The 23364-nt window shown below is 61.1% G+C and carries 18 protein-coding genes; 9 read left to right on the top strand and 9 right to left on the bottom strand.

What is annotated here, in order from left to right; all coding sequences use genetic code 11:
• The first annotated feature begins 2 nt into the window (after positions 1 to 2).
• The 3 genes from ATY77_RS06915 to ATY77_RS06925 are packed head-to-tail and all read left to right on the top strand — an operon-like array spanning position 3 to position 3348.
• On the top strand, positions 3 to 1166 hold the full coding sequence (locus ATY77_RS06915) for a dihydrodipicolinate synthase family protein (protein ID WP_088686672.1): 1164 nt from the start codon (positions 3 to 5) through the stop codon (positions 1164 to 1166).
• A gap of 31 nt (positions 1167 to 1197) precedes the next feature.
• A complete protein-coding gene (locus tag ATY77_RS06920; protein ID WP_088686704.1) occupies positions 1198 to 2028 on the top strand; it encodes a sugar phosphate isomerase/epimerase family protein in 831 nt (276 codons plus the stop codon).
• Positions 2029 to 2070: 42 nt separating this feature from the next.
• Complete coding sequence (locus ATY77_RS06925) at positions 2071 to 3348, top strand: Gfo/Idh/MocA family oxidoreductase (RefSeq protein ID WP_088686673.1); 1278 nt, start codon at positions 2071 to 2073, stop codon at positions 3346 to 3348.
• Positions 3349 to 3366: 18 nt separating this feature from the next.
• On the opposite strand, the gene ATY77_RS06930 is transcribed toward ATY77_RS06925, so the two are convergent.
• Genes ATY77_RS06930 through ATY77_RS06940 form a run of 3 tightly spaced genes read right to left on the bottom strand, consistent with a single transcriptional unit; the run spans position 3367 to position 7266 of the window.
• On the bottom strand, positions 3367 to 4377 hold the full coding sequence (locus ATY77_RS06930) for a hydroxyacid dehydrogenase (protein ID WP_088686674.1): 1011 nt from the start codon (positions 4375 to 4377) through the stop codon (positions 3367 to 3369).
• The gene (locus tag ATY77_RS06935; RefSeq protein WP_088686705.1) at positions 4374 to 6230 is read right to left on the bottom strand and encodes a DUF2264 domain-containing protein; all 1857 of its coding nucleotides are present in this window, start codon (positions 6228 to 6230) and stop codon (positions 4374 to 4376) included. Before ATY77_RS06935 ends, ATY77_RS06930 begins: the two co-directional genes overlap by 4 nt.
• The gene (locus tag ATY77_RS06940) at positions 6220 to 7266 is read right to left on the bottom strand and encodes a LacI family DNA-binding transcriptional regulator (RefSeq protein ID WP_088686675.1); all 1047 of its coding nucleotides are present in this window, start codon (positions 7264 to 7266) and stop codon (positions 6220 to 6222) included. Before ATY77_RS06940 ends, ATY77_RS06935 begins: the two co-directional genes overlap by 11 nt.
• A gap of 145 nt (positions 7267 to 7411) precedes the next feature.
• Here ATY77_RS06940 and ATY77_RS06945 point away from each other — a divergent pair, with 145 nt between their 5' ends.
• Entirely contained in the window at positions 7412 to 8698 is a 1287-nt protein-coding gene (locus tag ATY77_RS06945; RefSeq protein WP_088686676.1) for an ABC transporter substrate-binding protein, read from the top strand.
• Between the two features lie 88 nt (positions 8699 to 8786).
• Here ATY77_RS06945 and ATY77_RS06950 read toward each other — a convergent pair whose 3' ends face one another.
• Genes ATY77_RS06950 through ATY77_RS06970 form a run of 5 tightly spaced genes read right to left on the bottom strand, consistent with a single transcriptional unit; the run spans position 8787 to position 14193 of the window.
• Positions 8787 to 9755 (bottom strand): glycosyl hydrolase, encoded by a 969-nt coding sequence (locus ATY77_RS06950; protein ID WP_088676348.1) that lies wholly within the window; start codon positions 9753 to 9755, stop codon positions 8787 to 8789.
• Between the two features lie 3 nt (positions 9756 to 9758).
• Entirely contained in the window at positions 9759 to 10283 is a 525-nt protein-coding gene (locus ATY77_RS06955; RefSeq protein WP_088686677.1) for a DUF995 domain-containing protein, read from the bottom strand.
• Positions 10284 to 10320: 37 nt separating this feature from the next.
• A complete protein-coding gene (locus ATY77_RS06960; RefSeq protein ID WP_088686678.1) occupies positions 10321 to 12189 on the bottom strand; it encodes a glycosyltransferase family 2 protein in 1869 nt (622 codons plus the stop codon).
• Positions 12186 to 13169, bottom strand: a complete 984-nt coding sequence (gene galE, locus ATY77_RS06965) for a UDP-glucose 4-epimerase GalE (protein ID WP_088686679.1) — start codon at positions 13167 to 13169, stop codon at positions 12186 to 12188. Before galE ends, ATY77_RS06960 begins: the two co-directional genes overlap by 4 nt.
• 1 nt (position 13170) lies before the next feature.
• The gene (locus tag ATY77_RS06970; protein WP_088686680.1) at positions 13171 to 14193 is read right to left on the bottom strand and encodes a UDP-glucuronic acid decarboxylase family protein; all 1023 of its coding nucleotides are present in this window, start codon (positions 14191 to 14193) and stop codon (positions 13171 to 13173) included.
• Between the two features lie 366 nt (positions 14194 to 14559).
• Between ATY77_RS06970 and ATY77_RS06975 the strand changes: the two genes are divergently transcribed.
• Positions 14560 to 14874 carry a hypothetical protein gene (locus ATY77_RS06975; protein ID WP_088676936.1) on the top strand — a complete coding sequence of 105 codons (315 nt, stop codon included), beginning with the start codon at positions 14560 to 14562 and terminating at the stop codon, positions 14872 to 14874.
• A gap of 82 nt (positions 14875 to 14956) precedes the next feature.
• Here ATY77_RS06975 and ATY77_RS06980 read toward each other — a convergent pair whose 3' ends face one another.
• A complete protein-coding gene (locus ATY77_RS06980) occupies positions 14957 to 15739 on the bottom strand; it encodes a response regulator transcription factor (protein ID WP_088676343.1) in 783 nt (260 codons plus the stop codon).
• Between the two features lie 836 nt (positions 15740 to 16575).
• Here ATY77_RS06980 and ATY77_RS06985 point away from each other — a divergent pair.
• The 4 genes from ATY77_RS06985 (at position 16576) to ATY77_RS07000 (ending at position 23336) form a co-directional block, all read left to right on the top strand.
• A complete protein-coding gene (locus ATY77_RS06985) occupies positions 16576 to 17496 on the top strand; it encodes a fibrinogen-binding protein (RefSeq protein WP_088686681.1) in 921 nt (306 codons plus the stop codon).
• A 144-nt stretch (positions 17497 to 17640) separates the two neighbouring features.
• A complete protein-coding gene (locus ATY77_RS06990) occupies positions 17641 to 19659 on the top strand; it encodes a hypothetical protein (RefSeq protein WP_088686682.1) in 2019 nt (672 codons plus the stop codon).
• 27 nt (positions 19660 to 19686) lie between these two features.
• A complete protein-coding gene (locus ATY77_RS06995) occupies positions 19687 to 21981 on the top strand; it encodes a type I secretion system permease/ATPase (RefSeq protein ID WP_088686706.1) in 2295 nt (764 codons plus the stop codon).
• 5 nt (positions 21982 to 21986) lie between these two features.
• On the top strand, positions 21987 to 23336 hold the full coding sequence (locus ATY77_RS07000; RefSeq protein WP_088676340.1) for an HlyD family type I secretion periplasmic adaptor subunit: 1350 nt from the start codon (positions 21987 to 21989) through the stop codon (positions 23334 to 23336).
• Positions 23337 to 23364 lie beyond the last annotated feature (28 nt).

Below are 23364 nucleotides of genomic sequence, written 5' to 3' on the forward strand. Positions count from 1 at the left end.
CCGTGACGACGATCAATCTCCCCCTCGACGGCAAGATCGTTCCCTACACGCTGACCGGCACGCCGGTCGAACTGAAGAAGCGCGACGCCAAGAGTTTTCCGCGCATCGCCTTTGCGGCGGCGCACGTCGTCGCCGACCCGCTTGCCGACAACGATCCCTGGCTGACGCCGGCAATCGATTGGGAGCGGACGCTCGCCTTCCGCCACCGGCTCTGGGATCTCGGCCTCGGCGTTGCCGAAGCGATGGACACGGCGCAGCGCGGCATGGGCCTCGGCTGGCCGGAGGCGCGTGACCTCATCCGCCGGGCGCTCGGCGAGGCGGCCGGGCGCAAGGATGCGCTGATCGCCTGCGGCGCCGGCACCGACCACCTGTCGCCCGGTCCTGACGTGACCGTCGACACAATCATCAAGGCCTATGAAGAGCAGATCGAAACGGTGGAGGTGGCCGGCGGGCGCATCATCCTGATGGCGAGCCGGGCGCTTGCCGTCGCCGCCAAGGGGCCGGACGATTACGGCAGGGTCTATGACCGCATCCTTCGCCAGGTCAAGGAGCCGGTCATCATCCACTGGCTCGGCGAAATGTTCGATCCGGCGCTTCAGGGTTACTGGGGCAATGACGACCATCTGAAAGCGATGGAGACCTGCCTTGAGGTGATCGAGGCCAATGCCGGAAAGGTCGACGGCATCAAGATCTCTCTGCTATCGAAGGAGAAGGAAGTGGCGATGCGCCGCCGGCTGCCGAAGGGCGTGCGCATGTATACCGGCGACGACTTCAACTATGCCGAACTGATCGCCGGCGACGAAGAGGGCCACTCCGACGCGCTGCTCGGCATTTTCGATGCGATCGCGCCGGCGGCCTCGGCTGCGCTCGACGCGCTCGGCCGCAAGAGCAATCACGAATTCTTCGATCTGCTCGAGCCGACGGTGCCGCTGTCGCGCCACATCTTCAAGGCGCCAACGCGCTTCTACAAGACCGGCGTCGTCTTCCTCGCCTACCTCAACGGCCTGCAGGACCATTTCGTCATGGTCGGCGGCCAGCAGAGCACGCGTTCGCTCACGCATCTGGCCGAACTCTTCCGCCTGGCCGACAAGGCGCGGGTGCTGGCCGATCCGGAACTCGCGGCGGCGCGCATGCGCCAAGTGCTCGCCGTTCACGGCGTTCACTGATCTCAGGCAGGGCAACGGAAAGGGAATGAAGATGCAGGTCGAAGGACTTTCGATCAACTTGGCGACGATCCGCGAACAATGCGGCTTTGCCGAAGCCGTCGACATCTGCCTGAAACACGGCATCACCTCGATCGCGCCCTGGCGCGACCAGGTCGCCAAGGCCGGCCTCGACGAGGCGGTCAGGATCGTCAAATCGAACGGCATCAAGCTGACCGGCCTTTGCCGCGGCGGCTTCTTTCCGGCGGCGAACGATGCCGACTGGCAGAAGAACCTCGACGACAACCGACGCGCCATTGATGAGGCGGCGGCATTCTCAGCCGACTGCCTGGTGCTCGTCGTCGGCGGCTTGCCGGGCGCTTCCAGGGATATCGTCGCGGCCCGGCAGATGGTGTTCGACGGCATCGCCGCCGTGCTGCCGCATGCGCAGGCATCAGGCGTGAAGCTTGCGATCGAGCCGCTGCATCCGATGTATGCCGCCGACCGGTCCTGCGTGAACACGCTCGGCCAGGCGCTCGACATGTGCGAACATCTCGGCGAGGACGTCGGTGTGGCGATCGACGTCTACCATGTCTGGTGGGATCCCGATCTCGCCAACCAGATTGCCCGCGCCGGCCGAATGAAACGCATCTTCGCCCATCACATCTGCGACTGGCTGGTGCCGACCAAGGACATGCTGCTCGACCGCGGCATGATGGGCGATGGCGTCATCGACCTCAAAGGCATAAGACGGATGATCGAGGCCGCCGGCTTCTTTGGCGCGCAGGAGGTGGAGATCTTTTCGGCCGAAAACTGGTGGAAGCGTCCGGCCGACGAGGTGATCGCTACCTGCGTCGAGCGCTTCCGGAGCTGCTGCCAGATCTAAGTTTCCATATTTGTTTCATCACGCATGCAGGAGAATCATTCGATGGAGAAACGCCGTTTTGCCCTGATCGGTACCGGAAACCGCGGCACCACCATGTGGGGCAAGGACCTGCTTGCCGGCTGGCGCGAACATGTCGACCTCACAGCCATCGTCGAGAAGAACTCGCTGCGCGGCGAGCGCGCCCGCAACATGATCGGCAGCAATGCGCCGCTCTATGAGAACATCGATTCCATGCTTGCCGAGCAGAAGCCGGACCTGGCCATCGTCTGCACGCCCGACCATACGCATGACGATATCATCGTGCGGGCGCTGGAATCCGGCATCGACGTGATCACCGAAAAGCCGATGACCACCTCGATCGAGAAAATTCGCCGGATTCTCGATGCCGAGAAGCGCACCGGCCGCCGGGTCGACGTCTCCTTCAACTATCGCTACGCGCCGACGGCCGCCAGGATCAAGGAACTGCTCAATGCCGGCGAGATCGGCCGGGTGACCTCCGTCGATTTCCACTGGTATCTCAACACCAAGCATGGCGCCGACTACTTCCGCCGCTGGCATGCCTATACGGAAAATTCCGGCAGCCTGTTCGTTCACAAGGCCACCCACCATTTCGATCTTCTAAACTGGTATCTCGACAGCGATCCAGAGGCCGTCACCTCCTTCGCCGATCTGCAGAATTACGGCCGCAAGGGGCCGTTCCGTGGACCCCGCTGCAAGCTCTGTCCGCACGCACATGAATGCGACTATTATCTCGATCTCGAAAAGGATCCTTTCCTCGATCAGCTCTATGAGGATCCCTCTGAGATTGACGGCTATTTCCGCGACGGCTGCGTCTTCCGAGAAGACATCGACATTCCCGATACGATGGTCGTTTCGATCCGCTACCGCAACAATGTCCATGCCTCCTATTCGCTGAACACCTTCCAGCCGATCGAAGGCCATCACCTGGCCTTCAACGGCACCAAGGGTCGTATCGAAATCCGCCAGTATGAGGCGCAGCCCTGGGAAGAGCCGAAGGAGGACACGATTCTTCTCATCCGCAATTTCCCGAACGGGAAGGAAGCTGTTGAGCGCATCGTCGTCCCGCATTTCACCGGCGGCCATTACGGCGGCGATGACCGGATGCGCAACATGATCTTCAAGCCGGGCATGGAAGACAGGCTCGGCCAGCGCGCCGGCACGCGGGCTGGCGCCATGTCCGTGCTCTGCGGCATTGCCGCGCTGACGAGTTCGCGCACCGGCAAGGTGGTCGATATCGCCGAGCTGATGCCCGAGCTTGCCAATGACGGCTCGCCCAATTCGTTGAGGTCACCGCGCTGACGCGCGCCGCTGGTTGCGTCAGGCGATGGTTTCGAGATCCTGCCGGCGGATCTGGTAGAGCAGCGGCCGGCCGGTCGTAAAGCGCTCGACCTCATCCGCCGCCATCTCGCCGAGACGCGCCCGTTCCAGACCGACGGCGCCGGCAATATGCGGCGTCAGGAAAACGTTCGGCAGATCGTAGAAGACCGAACCGGCCTCCGGAATTTCCGGATCGGTCACGTCGATGACCGCGTCGATGCGGCCGGTCTTCAGCTCCGAAAGCAGGGCGGCCTCATCGATGAGTATGCCGCGCGCGGTGTTGATCAGCGTTGCCCCGTCCTTCATCAGCGACAGTCTTCGCGCATCGATCATATGCTGCGTCGACGGCAGCGACGGCGCGTGCAGGGAAATGATATCCGCGCGGCGCACCAACTCGTCGAGATCGACCTTCTCCGCTCCCAGTTCGGCTGCCTCGGCGGCAACGACCATGGGATCGAAGAGCAGCAGCCTGTAGTCGAAGGGTTTCAACAGCTCCATGACCCGCCGGCCGATGCGCGAGGCGCCGATAATGCCGAGGGTGCGGCCATAGTTGCCGATCGCTTCGCACTGCAGCGAGTAGGTGCGATCGCGGTTGCGGTCGGCGACGTAGAGATCGCGGAACCGGAAGGCGCGCTTGCCGGCGAAGAGAATCGCGGCAAGGGTGAATTCGGCAACCGGCACGGCATTGGCCTCGGCGGCGTGACTGACCGCAACGCCGGCGTCGAAGATGGCGTTGTCGATGATGCCCTTCACCGTGCCTGCCGCATGGACGATGAGGCGAAGCCGCGGGGCGGCAGCGGGAATCTCAGGCCCGACATAGGGCGCGCCCCAGCCGGTGACCAGGATTTCGGCTTCGGCCAGCAAGCGCCTGGCGCGTTCGTCCTCGAAGTGCTGCAGCGGCTCGGAATCCAGCAGGCGGCCGATCGTATCGAGCCGACGAAGGATCTGATCGGGCAGGACATGTTCCGTGCGCGACGGCTCCATGGCAAGGACGATGGCCGGGCGACTCATGGCATCTGGCCCGGTGCTTCGATGGCGCTGACGGTCAAGCCCTTTTCCCGCACCAGCGCCTCCAGCGCCGCAAGATCAGGCGCTTTCGGCGGCCGCGTCCAGGCGGAGGCGACGGCGGAGGGATCGTCGAGCGCCAGCACCGCCGTCACCAAAATGGTTTCGCCGGCTGGAGTCTGGCCGCGCAGTTGCGGCACGATGGTCTTGGCGACGATCATATTGGTGTTGGGCTGGGCCTTCTGCGCGAGCCCGGCGCGCTTGACCGACGATCCCAGGTCGAGAATGCCGGTAAAATCGGCTTCTCCGATCGCATAGGCAGCGCCATCGGAAGCCGACAGCCTGTCCAGCTCGAAATCCCGGCGGGCGACGGCAAAGCCGCCTTCGGCGACCCTCAGCGGCCGGGCCGCCCTGATCCGGTGGAGGCGGATATGCCAGGGGGCCGCGGGCGCCAGCCAGCTTTCGACGCTGACATCGGGGAAAGGTGACCATTTCGCATAAAGCACATCGCCCGCGAGTTTTGCCTCCTCATTCGTCTCGCGTACGCGGTAGTGCAGTCCGTCCTCGCTGAAGGCCAGCATCGAATCGAAGGCGGCGAGCGCAAAACCGCGCTCGTCGGATTCGACGCTGAAGCCGTACCGGGTGGAATAGGCGAATTTCGCATATTTTTCCGTGCCGAAACGCATCTGCAGGTTTTCCTGGCCGGAGGACAGTGCGACGACATCGCCGCCCGTCCGCATGATCACCATGCCGGGATGGCGCTGCGGGACGACTGCCGACGTCTGCTCCGGCGCCTTTTCCTCAGCGGTCCAGAAAGGATGATCCTCGGCGAGCGCCAGCGGCAGGAAGGCCTTGAGCGCCCAATAGGGCGAGCCGGCGGAGTTGTAGCTCTCCGACATCAGCAGGTTCGGATAGCCGAAGCCGATCGACAGCACGCCGTCGCGGTCGGCGATCGGCTTGTCCTTCCACCAGCGCAGATGCTGCAGGCAGAGATGCTTGACCTCGCCCCAGGGCAGCGCCTCGACATCGGCGAAGGCGAGCGCCGACCAGAATCCGGCGCAGGCAAAACGGTAGGTCAGGCTGCGGCCGAAGGGGATCGTCGCGCCGTCGGCGGCAAACCAGTGGCGGAAATCCCGGGCAAAGAGGATGGCGCGCTCGCGGTAGCGTTTCGCGTAATCGTCGTCGACGAGCTTCGAATAGATCAGCCCGTAAAAATGCATGGCGAAGGGAATATAGTGGTCGATGCGGCGCACGTTTCCGTCACGATACCAGCCGTCGCCGATATAGAAGCCTTCGAGTTCTTCCAGATACCGCCGTGTCAGGCTGCGGTCGAAATCGGCGCCGAGGCGATCGAGGGCGATATCGACGAAGATACGGAAAAATTTCCAGTTGTTGTCGGCGTAGTCGAACTGCCTGGCATGTTTGAGATAGGCGACGACATTGCCGCGGGCGCGCGCATCGAGCGGCTCCCAGATCTTTTCCGGCACCAGCGCCAGGGCAAAACCGAGGGCAGCGAGCTCGACCATGCGCTGGTCGCGGCCGTTGACCGTTCCCCAATATTCGTGATGGGCGGGGTCGGTGCCGTTTGCGAGGCCTTCGGCAAAACGATGCCAATGGGCGAAGTCGCCCCCGCCGGCGCCGAGCGGCGCCAATCCCCAGAGCGGCCGGGCGAAACCTTCGAGATCGGCCGCCGCCCGGTCGAAATGAGCGGCAGCGCCGCTCAGTCTGACGCGGGCATTGCCCTTGGAGAAACAGGCAAGCAGTGGGTCGAAGAGATCAAGCAGCGCACGGCTCATATCGGCGCGGGTTTCCAGCGGATTGCCGGCAAGCGGATTGGCGCTGGCGGGATCATAGGTCATCGGCATCTCTCACGGGTTCGGCATTCGGAACGGTTCCTCCGGCAACGGGGACGACCGCCTGGCAGATGTGGCGCGCCGCACCCTTTCTGTTGCGGAACCGGGACAGCATCAGCGAGACGGCCTCGCGTCCGAGAGCGGCGCGGTCGACGCGCATGGTGGAAAGCCGCGGATTGGTCATCAGGGCGCATGGCAGATCGTCGAAGCCGACGATCGCGAAGTCCTCCGGCACACGCAGGCCAGCCTCGGTGGCGGCCTCGAGCACGCCGACGGCGATGAAGTCGTTCATGCAGAATGCGGCGGTAAAGCCGGGGTCCTCGGCAAGGATCGCGGCCGTGCGCTCATGCGACTCGCGGCTGGGGCTTCCCTGGAGGACCAAGGGCACGAGGCGGCCCTCGGCGCCTGGCACGGCGGCGATCGCCGCTTCGAAACCGCGAATGCGCTCGCGGATCGTGTGGCGGTGCGAGGCGGTCAGATGCAGGATGCGGCGATGGCCGGCCTTGGTCAGCCGGCTGGTCGCCTCATAGGCGCCGAAAAAATTAGCCGGAGAAACGCCGTCGAAGCGCATTCGGGGATCGGTGCCGTTGACGAGAACGGTCGGCGTCATGCTGGCTTCCAGCCAGTCCCGGAGCACCTCGTTCGGATCGATGCCGACGAGAAAGAGACCTTCGGCGCCGGCCGTCTGCATGTAATCGCGCACAGCATCCGGCACAGCGCGATCCTCGCGGACCAGCCGGACCTCGAAGGGCATGCCCGCTTCGGCAGCGCCGGCGCGCAAACCCTCGACGATCGCCTCATAGAAAACGCTGAGCCCGCCGGTGACGCCGTCGCTGGCAATCAGCGCCAGCCCACCGGAAACGGCCTCAGCGACCGACTTGACAGGATAGCCGTGCTCGGCCGCCACCTTCAGGATATGGCGGCGGACGGTCTCGCTGATGCCGGGTTCATTGGCAAGGACGCGCGACACCGTGGAGACGGAGACGCCGGCCAGCGTAGCGATGTCGGCCTGACGCGGCCTTCTGGTTTTCTGTTCGTTCATATGGCAAACATTATGCAAATAATGCAAATTTGCAAGATACTGATTATTTCTTGCAATAGAAATATTTTTGCGTACTCTATCCGCCGAAATGCCCCGGCACGCCGTTGGAGGATGGCAGAGGGCAGTTGGGAACAAGGAGGATATCATGCAGGTCAATCGCCGTTCATTCCTGATGGGGTCAGCGGGTGCTGCCGCCGGTCTCGCCTTCGGCGCGGGCAGCGCCGTTCCGGCCTTTGCCGAAGACGCGTCGCTGCGCGCCATGTGGTGGGGATCCAATGACCGCGCCAAGCGGACGCTCGACGTCGCCAAGCTCTACCAGTCGAAGACGTCAGGCGTCACGATCGTCGGCGAATCGCTTTCCGGCGACGGCTACTGGACAAAGCTCGCCACGCAGATGGCCGGCCGCTCGATCGCCGACATCTTCCAACTCGAACCGGGAACCATCTCGGATTATTCCAAGCGCGGCGCCTGCATGCCGCTCGACGAATTCGTGCCCTCGACGCTGAAGGTCCAGTCCTTCGGCGCCGACATGCTGAAACTGACCACCATCGACGGCAAGCTCTATGGTGTCGGCCTCGGCCTCAACTCTTTCTCCATGTTCTTCGACACGGTCGAATTCGAAAAGGCAGGCATCCCGCTGCCGACGGCCGATCTTACCTGGGATGAATATGCCAAGCTCGCCGTGGAACTTACCAAGGCTTCCGGCAAGGCCGGCGGCCCCTATGCGGCACGCTACGCCTATGTGTTCGACGCCTGGCTGCGCCAGCGCGGCAAGAGCCTCTTTGCCAAGGAAAGTGTCGGGCTCGGCTTTACGGCCGACGATGCCCGAGAATGGTTCGAATACTGGGAGACGCTGCGCAAGGCGGGCGGCACCGTTGCCGCCGACGTCCAGACGCTCGATCAGAACACCATCGACACCAATGCGCTTGGTATCGGCAAGTCGGTGATCGGCATGGCCTATTCCAATCAGATGGTCGGCTATCAGCTGATCATCAAGAACAAGCTCGGCATCACCATGCTGCCGCGGGAAAAGAAGGGCGGGCCGTCGGGCCACTATTACCGCCCCGCCCTGATCTGGAGTGTCGGCGCCACGACGAAGAACGGCGAAGCGGCCGCGAAATTCATCGACTTCTTCGTCAACGATGTCGAAGCCGGCAAGATCCTCGGCGTCGAGCGCGGCGTGCCGATGTCGCCGACCGTGCGTGAGGCCATCCTGCCCCAGCTCAATCCGACGGAGCAGGAAACGGTCAAATACGTCAATTTCCTCAAGGATCAGGTGGGTGAATATCCGCCGCCGGTGCCGATGGGCGCAACCCAGTTCGACCAGCGCGTGCTGCGCCCGATCTGCGACGAACTCGCCTTCGAACGGACATCGCCCGCCGATGCGGCGACCCGGCTCGTCGAAGAGGGTAAGGCAACGCTCAAGGGATGATCGCTTGCCTGACATGAGAGGAGAGGCCCGCAAAACCCCGGCGGGCCTCTCTCTTGCTTTTGGCTAGAGCATTTGCGCCTGCTTAGCTCTAATTGCTGGCGTTCTGGACCACGCGCCAATCCGGCCGGCCGAGATCGAACGGCCAGGGATTCACATCCCGATCGTTGAAATAGACCACTTCCTCCAGGTTCGGGAAGGCGCTCTGCTTCAGCGTGACGGTTTCCATCCAGGGCTTCATGTAGCCGTCGCTCCCCTCATAGCCGAGCTCGGCTACCCAGATGGGCTTACCGTAGCCGGCGACGAGATCGTAGCCCGGCTTCAGTGCCTCGGAGAATGTCCGGTGGCCGTTGTGGGCAAGCTCGTCGTAGCGCTCCAGCCCGAAGACCGAGAGCCCGACGAGATCGACATAATCGTCGCCGGGGTAGTAGTCCTGCAGGCCCGGCTCGCCCTTCGGCGACCACATTACCTTGGTGCCGGGCGCCTCCTCGCGAACGATGTCCATCATCCGCTTATAGGCCGTGATATAGTCCTGCGGGCTCCAGCCGGCCCAGGAAAACCGGCCCGACTTGTCTTCCATCTCCTGTCCCCAGCGGACGATCACCGGGCTTTTCAGCTGGGTTATCATCTGCGCGATCGCCCGCATGTTGACATCATAGTCGCCTCGCAGGACCTTGGCGCGAAGCTGGGCGGAGGTCAGTCGCCAATCCACGTCCCAAGACCACGGCTCCACCGTTATCAGCAAGTTGCGGCCTCTCGCCAGCGCATAAGCGTCGGCGACGCGCAGCGTCTCCAGGTCGACGTCTTCCCACGGTAGGAACAGGGCTTCGGTCGAGACGTTCGTCTGTGCCCCGAAGTCTCCGTGCGGATCGTAGGCGCCGAACTTGATGCCCTCGGCATGAAGGACGGGGCGCTTATCGAGGATCGTTCGCACGCTCGCCGCCGGGTTCGGGGCAATGCCCGCATATTGCACCTCGCTTCGACCGGGCAGATCCGCGACCGACAGCAACAGCAGCGCCATCGCGACGGTCGAGAGGTTTTTTTTGATCAGCTTCTTCATGGCTCACCCTCCTTTTCGGGCTACTTCCTGGTTCAGCAGGTCCTGCTTCAGGTCGCGCGCTTTCGCACTGACCGTGTCCGTGGAAACGAGCTTGCCGAACTCGTCGTCCTCCCGTACCGATGCATGGCGGAAGATGTACCAGTTGCCGTCCGGCTGGCGCCGCTGATAGATCGTGTTGCCGATCTTGCGGTGACCGAAACAGGTGCTGGCGCGGGCTGCACCTTCAGCATTGGTCCAGGTGGCGCGCATGCAGAGCTGGCCGAGATCGTCGACCACCCATCTGCCTTCGGCGAAGGACTGCTTGCCCTTGTCGTTCACCCAGGCGACGAACCGCCGGCCGTCGTCGAAGAAACGGCCGCCGCCGGTATTCCAGACCCAGGTCTTGTCGCCATAGATCCGATAGAGTTCAAAGGCGCTGAGCGGCGTCGGCGCCGTCTTCTTTTCGGCGGTCTCGGCGCCATGGGCCGCCAGCGGCAGGCACAGGCTGAGCGCAAGAGCAGCTCCGTGTAGTCTCGATCCGATACGCATTACATTCTCCTTCTCGACACTCGCCGGTTCCGCCGGCTCACACACCCTGTTCGGCACGTCCCGTGTTTCCGAACCCATTCCATTTGAGGCGGAACTTCACGATCCTGGTCTTGCCGCCGCCGAGGCCGGCGCCGGCTACGGTAAATTGCGATTGGCTGAAGCTGACGATCGTCTGGCCATGGGAAAGGGCCTCGAGGCTGCGCAGGCCATGATTGCCGGCCTGCATGCCGCCGGTGACGCAGATAGCAAGTCCCATGGCGGTGGCGAACCACGGCCCGCGCGATTGCGGCAGCATCGACAGATCGTTTTCGATCGCATGGCGGACGACGATCAGCACCGTCAGCGCCAGGTAGATCGAGAGGTTCATCGCGGCGAAGATGTAAAAGCCCTGGGCGGCAGCGGCGTCGGTGGCGAGCGCCATAGCGGCGGCGCAAAGGCCGGCGAGCCCGATATAGGGGACGATGACGCGCAGCGGCAAGGAGTGCTGCTGCTGCTTCCCCTTCGGCGTGATGCGGAAATCGACGAAGGAGCCGGAGATATGATCGCGAACGGCGGCGAGGCTGCCGGCAAGCGACCAGGGCCAGCGCAGGAAGATGAAGGCCAACCCCTCCCAGCCGAAGAGTTTCGCATTATACGGCCTGAAGGTTCCCGTCGCGCGCCAGAAGAAGGCAAACAGCGTCAGCACGATCGACATCGGCGTGAAGTGCAACAGGAAATCCGGATAGGTCACGTCGACGAAGACCTGGCCCGTCAGCAAGGCGGCCACCGGCAACAGGAACATCACGGCCATGAAGGCGGAGAAGAGCGGATACCAGAGCTGCGAGAAGACGAACTGGAATTTCAGCCGCCAGGGCAGAGGAGCGACGTAGCGGCGGGAATATTGCAGTAGGATGGTGACGAGGCTGCGCGACCATTGGAACTCCTGGACGACGAGATCGGCGAAATTCGCCGGGCCGTCGCCATGGGCGATCGCATCGACGGCATGCACGCCGCGCCAGCCGCCGGCATTCATCATCAGCGTCGTCGAATGATCTTCGGCAAGTTCCGGGCCGAGGCCGCCGATCTGACGGAGGGCGGCGGTGCGGACCGCATAATGAGAGCCGATGCAGAGAGGCGCCCAGCCGTTATTATAGCCGGTCTGCAGCGAACCGTGCAGGCTTGCCTCGGCATAGAGCCTGCCGCGCGCCGCCCAGCTTAAATCGGCATTGGCATCGCAGATGCTGGGTGCCGAGACATAGCCGATCTCCGGATCGGCGAAGGGACGCAGGATTTCCCGGAGATAGGTCGGGGTCGGCACGTGATCGGCATCGAACTGGGCGACGAAATCGTAGCGCTCATAGCCGAAATGGTCGTAGAAATAGGCGAGGTTGCCTTCCTTGCAGCGCGTCCGGCGCGGCCAGGCCGTGCGATGATACTCGGCCACTCCTTTTCGGGTGGAGATCTGCACGCCGTGCTCTGCGCACCAGCGCCTGGTTTCGTCCGAAGGGTCTTCGTCAGCCAGCCAGACGTCGAAATCGACACCGACCTGATTGAGCATCGCCTGAAGTGTCGCTCGAACGACGGCGAAGGGCTCGGATGGTGCCTTGGTGACGACCATCGCCACTCGCCCCTGCGGCAGCCGCGCCAGCGGGCTGACCGTCCTCGCATCGAGGAAGATCAGGATGAAATAGGCCGGCACCAGCGTGATCCAGGCAAGGACGGCGGTGATGACCACGAAGGCCGCCCAGGAAATGATATGGGCGGACTGGCACCACCAGATCCAGAAAAACCCGAGCGAGGCCAGCCAGCAGAGGATGCCGAAGCCGTAAACAGCGCGTTTCCAACCTGCGAAAACAGGATCGAACATATAAGTGGCGACGGCCTTGGCCGTCCCGATGCCATGGTTCATGTGCAGCGTATCGCTCATGCCCTCACCTCCAGTCCGAAGGTGGGACCGGCGGTGCGGATGATCGTATCGATATCCGAAAGGGCCGGAGTGAAGCCGAGTTCCATCTGCGCCCTTGCAGTATTGGCAAAGAGGATCGGCGGATCGCCGATGCGCCGCGAGCGATAACGGACGGGAACTTCCCGGCCGGTCGTACGGCGGATCGCTTCGAGAATCTCACGGACCGATGTGCCGCGGCCGGAGCCGAGATTGAGGCTGAGCGAGCCGCCGTCCGCCATCAGATGATTGACAGCGGCAAGATGCGCCTGGGCGAGATCGCTGACATGGACATAGTCGCGGACACAGGTCCCGTCCTCGGTCGCATAGTCGGTGCCGAAGATATCGAGCCTTTCCAGCTTGCCGGCGGCCGCGAGAAGGGCGCGAGGAATGAGATGGGTCTCCGGGAAATGACGTTCGGCGAGCTCGCCGTCCGGATCGGCTCCGGCCGCATTGAAATAACGCAGCGCTGCGAAGCGGATGCCATAGGCGGCGGCGAAATCCTCGAGCGCCATCTCGAAGATCAGCTTGGTGCGCCCATAGGGATTGACCGGATGCTGCAGGCTTTCCTCGCATATCGGCAGCGAGTCGGGAACGCCATAGGTGGCGCAGCTGCTCGAAAAGACGATCCGCTCGATATCCTGATCGAGACAGGCTTCGAGCAGCGTGAGGCTGCCGACGACATTGTTGCGGTAATATTTTCTCGGCATGTCGACGGATTCGCCGACATAGGCATTGGCACCGCAATGAATGACGCAATCGGGAGAAAATTCCGCCATCGTCCGCCGCAGCGCGGCGGCATCGGCGAGTTCGCCCCGAATGAGCGGGCCCCAACGTACGCTGTCGGCATGCCCCGTCGAGAGATTGTCGTAGGTGACCGGCACCATGCCGGCGCGCGACAATGCTTTGCAGATATGACTGCCTATGAAACCGGCGCCGCCGGTAACCAGAATGTAGCGGGGCATCTCATATCGCCTCCGCCTTTTCCTCGCCGGCAAGCACGCCGTCGAAATAATCGACGGTGCGCGCCAGGCCGGTTTCGAGGCCGACCAGGGGCTGCCAGTCCAGTTCGGTCATGGCCTTGGAAATATCCGGCCGCCGCTGGCGCGGATCGTCGGTGACCCTCGGCAGGTGGACGATCCTGGAGCGCGAATTCGTCAGCTCCAGAATGATTTCCGCCAGCCGGCGAACGGTGATCTCGAGCGGATTGCCGAGATTGATCGGTCCGATGCATGCGCTGCCGGCGGCCGAAAACCGAAGGAAACCTTCGACGAGATCGTCGACATAGCAGAAGGAGCGGGTCTGCTCGCCATCGCCATAGATCGTCAGGTCGTCATTGCGCAGGGCCTGGACGATGAAGTTGGAGACCACCCGGCCGTCATCCAGACGCATGCGCGGCCCATAGGTGTTGAAGATGCGGCCGACCTTGATGTCGACGCCGTAGGTCCTGTGATAATCGAAAAACAGGGTTTCGGCACTGCGCTTGCCTTCATCGTAGCAGCCGCGCGGCCCGATCGGATTGACGTTGCCGCAATAGGTTTCGCGCTGCGGGCTCTGGTTCGGGTCGCCATAGATCTCGGAGGTCGACGACTGAACGACCGTCGCGCCGGTCTTGCGCGCGCAATCCAGGGTGTTGACGGCACCGAGCACATTGGTGAGCAGCGTGCCGACCGGATCCCGCTGATAATCGGGCGGGGAGGCGGGAGAAGCGAAGTTGAAGATGAGCGACGCTTCGATATCGAAGGGCTGGCGAACATCGTGATCGACGATGTGGAAACGGGCGTTCGACAGAAGGTGATCGACGTTCGAACGGCGACCGGTGGAAAAATTGTCGAGGCATATGACGCGGTGGCCGCGGTGCAGAAGTCTCTCGCAGAGGTGCGAACCGAGGAAGCCGGCCCCGCCATTCACAAGCACCGTACGCACCCCCTGCAGCGCCGATACCTTCGATATTTCAGAATAGCCTTCGCTGGGAACGAAACTACGCATTACAAACTCCTTCCCATGTATTTAGTCTTTTGATTTGTTATGCACTCATATCCTCCTTATCCGTCCTGGATATTCATTTTACTGACTATCCAAAAATGAATAACTTTTGAGTTATTCTTCGGATAACTGATTTACTATTAAAATGATAAGACGTTTGCTGCCGCGGTCAACTTCAAAAAGTGCAAGTATCCAAAATAATTACGCAACTATTCTTAAAAGTAACAAATGATTAATCATTCCGAACCATCTTATGCTATAAGATCTTCCAGCCTCATCTCCAGCTTCACTCAATGAAGCTAAGATACGAAGGAGCGTGAGGGGGCGGCCGGTCTTGCATCCGGAAGCCCCATGTGCGAGGGATTTGCCATGTTGAAAAATCAGGATGAAGCGCGACTGAAAAGCCGGCGCCTCCGCTTGGCGGTGTGCGTATGGGGAACGGCCCTTCTTGCGATCGGACCGATGTCATGCTCGGCCGTCGACGACGATGTCGCCGTGGTCGCGAAAAAGGCGATCGTCGTGGCCGAAGCGCCGCGCGCTCCGAAGGCCTATGCCTATCCCGCCGACCGGCCCGCCCGCCCGGCTGCGGCGACGGCCGCAACCTATCACGGCTCGGCGCCCTATATCTGTTCGCCAAGCGGCTTCGGACAGAAGTCGCGCTGCTTTGCGCGTCCTTCGATCTGAGCCTGCCGCAAGTTCCTTACGGCTTTAAATGCCTCACATCTTTCGCGCCGCCTGAAAGCGTGCGGCGCTGCCAGGCATTGCATCAGTTGCGCCAGCGGGCCGACATGTCGTCTTCGCCGACGGGATGCTCGTTGAAGAAGCGGGACGCTGCTTCCGTGCGGTTGCGGACGTTCATCTTCTTATAGATGTTGCGGACGTGAACCTTCACGGTGTTTTCCGAAAGATGCAGCTTGTCGGCGATGATCTTGTTCTGCGTTCCCTTGCATATGAGATCCAGGATCTGAACTTCCCGGGTCGTCAAAGCGGAGATGCTGTCGCGCCGTAGCTTGAGCGCATTGCTGCGCGCCGCATCGACCGATTTCGTCTGATAGAGAGAAGGCTCCAGCTGAGCGTTCTTGTTGGTCAGACGATTGAGAAGCGCTGACGGAAAATGCTCGCCGCCCTTCATCAAGAGATCCACCGCGGCCATGAAGACATCGAGCCGCAGGTTGAGCGGCAGGACACCGTCGATGATCCTTGCTTCAACCAGCCGGCTGACATAGGGTTCGAGCATATCGATTGCCTCGACGACGAGACCGATCGAGGTTTCCGGGTGGTTTTCGCGGAGGGCCTGCAGCGCTTCGTGCAGTTCGGGACCGGGTATATGGTAGAATAAAACCAGCTTCATATCGCTGGTATCTTTTTCCAATACCGGTTTTGTACTCGATATGCTTGCCACTTCACAGTTTGGAAATTTCTTTGACAGTGCCTCCACCATGCATTCTGAAAACAGATCTGCCTTGGCGACCACTGCGATAGTATCTCCTGAAGGACCTAACTTCCTCCCCTGGTCCGCATTCTCCATTCCTGAGCCTGTCATGAACATATACGCCTCCCCTAGCGTTACACTTTACTCAGACGTTCAGCGATGGCGGGTACTCAATATTATGAAATGTCAGACCCGGACGTCACCGCCTTATTTTTTAGACATTTCTTAATTATGTTAATACGGATTGAGAAGGAAGGAAATGGCCCAAACTAATTAGTTTTTGGGAGTGAAACCATCGAAATACAATGTATCGGTTGCATTTCTACTAGAACAGATACTTAAGGGCTACATCCAGCCTCTTAAAGAGTAACCGGCAGGATGTAGTATTTCAGTACATTTTATCATGATTCCGTCATACCGGACGAGATTAAATCGAGACGGAAGACACTCGAGATTCCTTCTCGCCGAGGCCGCGACCGCTACAACTCCGGGTTCTTCTCGGTTCAGAGTACCCACGGCCGGTCATGGAGCGCCCCCCAAGCGACTGAAGGACGAGTGGATCATCAGGCACCATATGTCCTGCCTTAGCCCGAATTGATATCTATCGAAACCGTAGTTTTTCCAGCAATCTGTGATCGTCTCCAAGTGGAGACATGGAAGAGCCAGGTATCGTCATGTCTTTTTCTTTACACGGCCTTCTCTGAGGGAAGTCAACAAAAAGCAAGCATGAAAATTCCATATCCGCTCTTGGATATGGGACTGGATATGTGCGGCCTTGTACTGAGTGCGTACGTTCCCAATACCAATTTGATCAACAAACCGCGACGAAACCGCAGATGATTAGTATCGACTCCATCTGCCGATTTTAACCGTATCGGAGCGAGCGCGAGCAAAATCCCATTTGAGATGAGAGGGATTTCGAAAAGCTGCTCCGGTTTTTCTGGAGAACTGCAATGGCTGACGTCTATAAGCATGACAAGATCGGGGCGCTCGCCGACGGCTTTGCCAACAGCGCCGTCAATTCAACGGAAGTCGACGACGGCTCCACTGGCTATGTCGGCGTTGCCAATGGCGACAATCGCGACAACCAGGACAACAGCGTCGATGTCGCCGTGACGGCCGATATTTCCGCCAACAACGGCGACAACCGCGACAACGACTACGACTGGAGCTACGACAGCGACGACGACACCAAGACGATCACCGACACAGACACGAAGACCATCACGGACACCGACACGAAGACTATAACGGACACCGATACCAAGACTATCACGGACACTGATACCAAAACCATCACGGATACCGATACCAAGACCATCACGGATACGGACACCAAGACGGTCAGCGACAGCTACAACACCTCCGACAGCTTCAACAAGACGGATACGGACTTTGCCGTTCTCGAAGACGTCAAGGACTTCGACAACCTCGGCATTGCCGGAGGCGACCTCACCTTCAACATCGGCGACGATTTCTCCTTCACCCTGGATGTCGACAGCATCCTCAACAACTCGCTCGGCGGCGCAGGCAACGACAGCGGCTTCAGCGCCGTGCAGGCAAACCATCTGGCCGACCAGGACGATGCCTGGAACGTCAGGATGGACAACGCCGGAGCCAACAACAATCTGAACTCCAACGGCGGCACAGCCGACAGTGCGGAAGGCATGGAGATGGACGGCAGGCGCTGGGATCTCGACGCCGGCGACGACGCCAGCGGCTCGAGCGCAGCCGATGCTTCGGCAATCCTTGCCAATTCCGGCTTCCACCTCGAGCTCGTTCAGGGTGCGAACCTGCTGAGCAACACTGTCGACTCCAGCGTCATCGGCGGCAATTCCACTACCTCCGACGTGGGCGAAGATACTGGCACCTGACACCGACCTCCAAAGACCAAGACCAGCTGCACCGGCTCCAGCCGGTGCAGCTTGACTGCTTGAGAACGTTTTGACGACCACACCGCGGCTCCTGCGAGGAGGCGCCCCAAGGCCGATCGTCATCTCGAATGGGAGGGCCGAACCATGCATGTCGAGAAGATTTCGGAGATCATTGCGCATTTCATCGGTCTCTTCGAAATGACCACCGATGAGATGAGGGCGCGCATCAAACATGCCGAGGGACAACGTCCCGACGTGGATGGGCCGGCTCTGCCGGATCAGGAGGCTTTTGCGACTGCCTTCTCTTCGGTTTTCCAGCTCAAGGATTACGATCCCGGCATCGCCTACAAAAGCGGCAGCTACGATGTCGATTTTAGTCCCTCGCGCCATGTGGGCCGCGTCTTCGAAGAGAGCCTCGAGAAGCTGGCGGCGATTGCCGCGAAGGATATTCCCTTATCGCATTTCGGCTCGCCCGACGATATTGAGCTGTCCGACGAGCCGGAGCTGACCGTCCATGCCGGGCCTGGCTCGTCGATCAGCCATGTCCTGCAGGTCAACGTGCTTTACGACGACGACTATCTCGACATGACCGACGGCGTCCATGCTGGGCGAGACACCAGTTTCGTCATCGAGCGGCTCGCCGATTTCAGCAGCGAGGCCGAGATATTCACGCCTTTTGCGAGTCTTCATCGGACCGATACCTATGAGGGCGCTTTGAAGATCGCCGAGGATCTCCAAACTTATATCCAGAATGCTAAGAACAGCGATGTGACCTCGCTCGATTCAGACGTGACGCATGATTTCGTCACCGTCGATCCCGAGGTCAACGCGCCCTTCATCAACGGCAAGATCGAGACCGAAATACCCGTCCTTGACGATTTCTTGCCCGACCGCGGGCTTGCCAAGCCCGAGGAGGAGCCCGACGACAGCAATTCGTCCGTCGAGCAGAACGACCCTGCCGGCAACAGCCTTGAGGTGACGGCCGGCGCGAACGTCGTCGTCAACATCGCCTCGGTGATCAATACCGGCGTCATTGCTTCAGTATCCGCGGTGATGGGCAACTATCACCAGATCGACGCGGTCTCCCAGGCGTTCGTTTACACCGACAATGACAAGATCGACGCGGCGCTGCACTCATCCGGCCATTCGGCCGAGGAAGCGGGAACGATCGCCAAGAATATCGCCGTCTTCGAACAGAGCACCTTCGAACCATCGAAGCATGCCGAACCCGATCCTGCCGATCCGACCTTCCCGAACAGCTGGCGCGTCAGCGTCATCGAGGGCGACGTCTCCTTCGTGCAGTGGATCGAGCAGTATCAGTTCGTCACTGACAACGATACGATGACGGTCACCACCTCCGGGTCGGAGGCCACGGTGCTGACCGGCGGCAATACCGCGATCAACTTCTCCTCCTTTTTTCAGATGGGCTTGCAATATGATCTGGTGATCATCGGCGGCAATGTGCTCGACATCAACAGCATCACGCAGATCTCGCTGCTTTACGACAATGACTGGGTGCGGGCGGAGGACGACCTCGATCCCGGCGCCGACATACAGACGGGCAACAACCTCATCTGGAATTTCGCCTCGATCCACAATGTCGGGACGGGAGCGCCGTTCGAGGTCATGCCCGACTACATGTACGAGACGCAGAAGGCGATCGAGGACCGCGATCCCAACATGCCGGAAGGGTTGCCGTTCGATGCCAACTTCCAGGGATATGCCGGGCTCAATGTGCTCTACATCACCGGCAATCTCTATGACATGACCATTATTAAGCAGGTCAGCATCCTCGGCGATTCCGACGATGTCACTCAGGCGGCGTCGACGCTTCTCCAAACCAATCCCGATGCAACGATTACCATCGACACCGGCAGCAATGCGGTCGTCAACATCGCGGAGATCGTCGACTACGACAGTTTCGGCCAGACGACCTACCTGGCGGGGCAGCTCTATTCGGACGCCATCCTCATTCAAGGCGGGCTGGTGGAGCATGACACGACACAGCCGCAACCGATCGACGACAGGCTCGCCAACGAAGTCATCGCCTTCCTCGACGACGACATTCCGTCGAGTTCCGACGATGCAGTGATCAATGCAGGCAATGACCTCTCATGGTCGTCGGCGCACCCGGCCGACGTCATGCAGGCGGTGGTCGCCTGACCTTAAGAGTATTGCGAAGGAATGATGATGAATCAGATTTCGAAACAAGTCTTTGCGACGGGCAGCGCGTTGGATCTGAGGTCCGGCAATATTCCCTCCGCTGCTCCTTCGGACGAGGCGAAGACCGACCTGTGTCTCTCCGCGATCAATGAGGCGGTCGAGAATCTCCGCAGGCTGAGCGGTGCCGGCTCTCCGCCGGCCGATCGCAGCAAAAAGACGGCAGAAATTGCGGCAGGCGAGACAGCCGATAGCGAACAGCCAGGCACGGCACAGGCGTCCATCCCGCAAAAGACGGTGGCGCCGGCAGCATCGGCTGTGGAAACGGCGCGCCCCGCTCCGGCAGTACAGACGCCGGCGGCGGAACCGCTGGAAGCACGCGCCCAGCCACAAAATGAAGCGAGAGCGGCACCCGAACTGCCGGGAGAGAATACCGAGCTCAAATCGAGCCCGGCGATGCCGTTCGGCAAGACCATCGAAGGCGAGAGCGGCCCTGTCGGCAAAAACGACCGGCGCGTCCGGGCGGGGGGCGGCGGAAACGGCAAGGATACCGATCTCGGTGGGGGCGGCGGGGGAGGAGGCAGTGGCGGCGGATTTCACAAGCGTAGCGAGCCTGTGAATTTCGCCGCCAGCCTCGCGCGCGGCATCGCGGCAGTCCGAAAGAACATGGCGATCGTGATGACGTTCACGATCGCCATCAACGTGCTGCTGCTGGCGATCCCGCTTTATCTGTTCCAGATATCCGACCGGGTGCTGACCAGCCGATCCATCGATACTCTCGTCATGCTCTCGGTCGCCGTGCTCGGCGCCGTATTGCTGCAAGCCTTCATGGATTCCGTGCGGCGATTCATCCTGATGCGCACCGCCGTTGAGCTCGAAGTGCAGCTCGGCGCGCCAATCCTCAGCGCCGCGGCAAGGGCATCGCTCCACGGCAGCGGCAAGGACTACCAGACGCTGCAGGATCTGCAGTTGCTGCGCGGTTTCGTGACGTCCGGCACGCTGATCGCCTTTCTCGACGCGCCGCTGATGCCGTTTTTCGTGGTCGTCGTCTATTTCGTCCACCCGCATCTCGGCATCATCATCTTAACCTGCTGCGCGGTGCTTTTCCTCATCGCCTATCTGAACCAGAAGTTCACGGCGCGGCAATTCGCCGAATCTAACGGCTATCTCAGCCGCGCGAATTTCCATCTCGATTCCATGTCGCGCAATTCGCAGATCATCAATGCCATGGCGATGATCCCCGAGGCGGTGAAGATGTGGGGCCGGGAGACGGCGGGATCGCTGAAATCGCAAGTCGAAGCGCAGGACCGCAACATCATCTTTTCCGGTATCTCGAAGGCCTGCCGTATGGTGACGCAGGTGACGCTGCTCGGCTGGGGGGCGCATCTGTCGCTCTCCGGCGAACTGACCGGCGGCATGGTCATCGCGGCCTCGATCATCTCGGGACGGGCGCTGGCGCCGATCGAAGGCGCGATCGAAGGCTGGCACCAGTTCAACAAATCGGCCGCCGCCTATGGCAGAATCAAAAGCCTGCTGCTGAACTCGCCATTGAATTTCCCGCGCCTGCGGCTTCCCAATCCCGAAGGCCGGCTCGATGTCGAACGCATTCTCTTCGTGCCGCCGCCGCAGAAGAAGGTCATTCTCAACGGCATCTCCTTCTCGCTCAAGAAGGGGGAATCGCTGGCGATCATCGGCAATTCCGGTTCGGGCAAAACGACGCTCGGCAAGATGCTCGTCGGTTCCATCGTTCCGACATCGGGGAATGTGCGCCTGGACCTGATGGATCTGCGCAACTGGGACCAGCGTCAATTCGGCGAAAGCATCGGCTATCTGCCGCAGGACGTGCAGCTCTTCCCCGGAACGATCAAGGCAAATATCTGCCGCATGCGCGACGACGTTGAAGACCACCAGATCTACGAGGCCGCCGTGCTCGCCGATGTGCACGAGCTCATCGCCAGCTTCCCGCAGGGCTACGAGACCATGGTCGCGGCCGACGGCGCTCCGCTTTCCGGCGGCCAGAAGCAGCGTATCGCGCTGGCGCGCGCCTTCTTCGGCAATCCGAAATTCGTCGTTCTCGACGAGCCGAATTCGAACCTCGATACCCAGGGCGAGGCAGCGCTTGCCAAGGCGCTGCTCCACGCCAAGAAGCAGGGCATCACCAGCGTGACGATCACCCAGCGCCCCGCCCTTCTCCAATGCGTCGACAAGATCCTCGTGCTCAAGGACGGGACGGTCGCCATGTTCGGCGAGCGGATCGAGGTGCTGCAGGCGCTTTCCAAGAACAACAGCAATAACGGCCAGCCGGTGCCGCGCATCGAGGGATGAACGATATGGGACGGAAAAAACAGGAGACGGCAGGTTCGTCGCAGCTCGAATGGTATAGCGACGTGCCGCGTTCGATCCGCCTGCACAGCATCGTCGGCCTGACGGTTCTCTTCACCTCGTTCGGAGGCTTCGGCTTCTGGGCCGCGACCGCGCCGCTTGCCTCGGCGATCATCGCGCAGGGAAGCTTCGTCGCGACCGGCAACAACAAGATCGTCCAGCATCTGGAGGGCGGCATCATCAAGGAGATGCGCGTCAGCGAAGGCGACACGGTTAGGGAAGGCGATATCCTGCTGACCCTCGATCCGACCGCATCGCACTCGAACGAGCGGATGCTGCAGCTCCGCCGCCTGCGCCTCGAGGCTGTCGTCGCGCGTCTGCGCGCCGAAGCGCAGGGTATCAAGCAGTTCCACATTCCCGACATCGTCATGAAGGAATCGAGCGATCCCGATATCTACGCAATCATCCAGAGCCAGAACGTCGTCTTTCACAGCAAGCAGATCAAGCTCGAAGAGCAGCTCAACCTGATCGAGAAGAACATCAAGTCGCTGGAATATCGCTTCGAAGGCTATAAGGGCCAGCGGGAATCCTTCGAAAGGCAGCTGGCGCTGCTGACCGAGGAACGCGATGCCAAGGCCCGGCTGGTCAAGGTCGGCTATATGCGCAAGACGGATCTCTTGGCGATCGAGCGGGCGATCGCCGATGCGATGGGCGACATTTCGCGTCTCAACGGCGAGATCAACGAGAGCGAGGCTGAGATCGCCAAATTCCGCCAGGAAGCCGTCATCGCCGTCAACTCCAACAAGCAGGCCGCACTCGATGCGCTCGAAACCGCCGAATCCGATCTGGACAGCGTACGCGAGCAGATGCGCGAAGCCGCCGGCGTGCTCGAGCGCACCATTATCCGCTCGCCGGTATCCGGCACGGTGGTGCGCTCCTATTTCCATACCGCCGGCGGCGTCATCACCACAGGCAAGCCGATCATGGAAATCCTGCCGGCGCATGTGCCGCTGATCTTGGAAGCACAGGTACTGCGCACTTCCATCGATCAGTTGCGCGAAGGCGAAACCGCCTCGATCCGCCTGACGGCGCTCAACCGGCGCACGACGCCGGTTCTGGAAGGCAAGGTGTTCTACGTCTCGGCCGATTCGATCGAGGAGAATGCGGGGATGTCGGTCAAGGACGTCTATATCGTGCGCGTCGAAATACCGGATTCCGAGATTGCGCGGGTGCATAATTTCCATCCCGTTCCCGGCATGCCGGCCGAAGTGCTGATCCAGACCTCGGAACGCACCTTCTTCGAATATCTGAGCAAACCCATCACCGACAGCATGTCCCGGGCTTTCAAGGAACGCTGACCGTGCTTCACCCGAGCGGTCCGAAAAT

Origin of the sequence: Rhizobium sp. R634 (genome assembly GCF_002211305.1) — a bacterium.
Classification (GTDB): domain Bacteria; phylum Pseudomonadota; class Alphaproteobacteria; order Rhizobiales; family Rhizobiaceae; genus Rhizobium.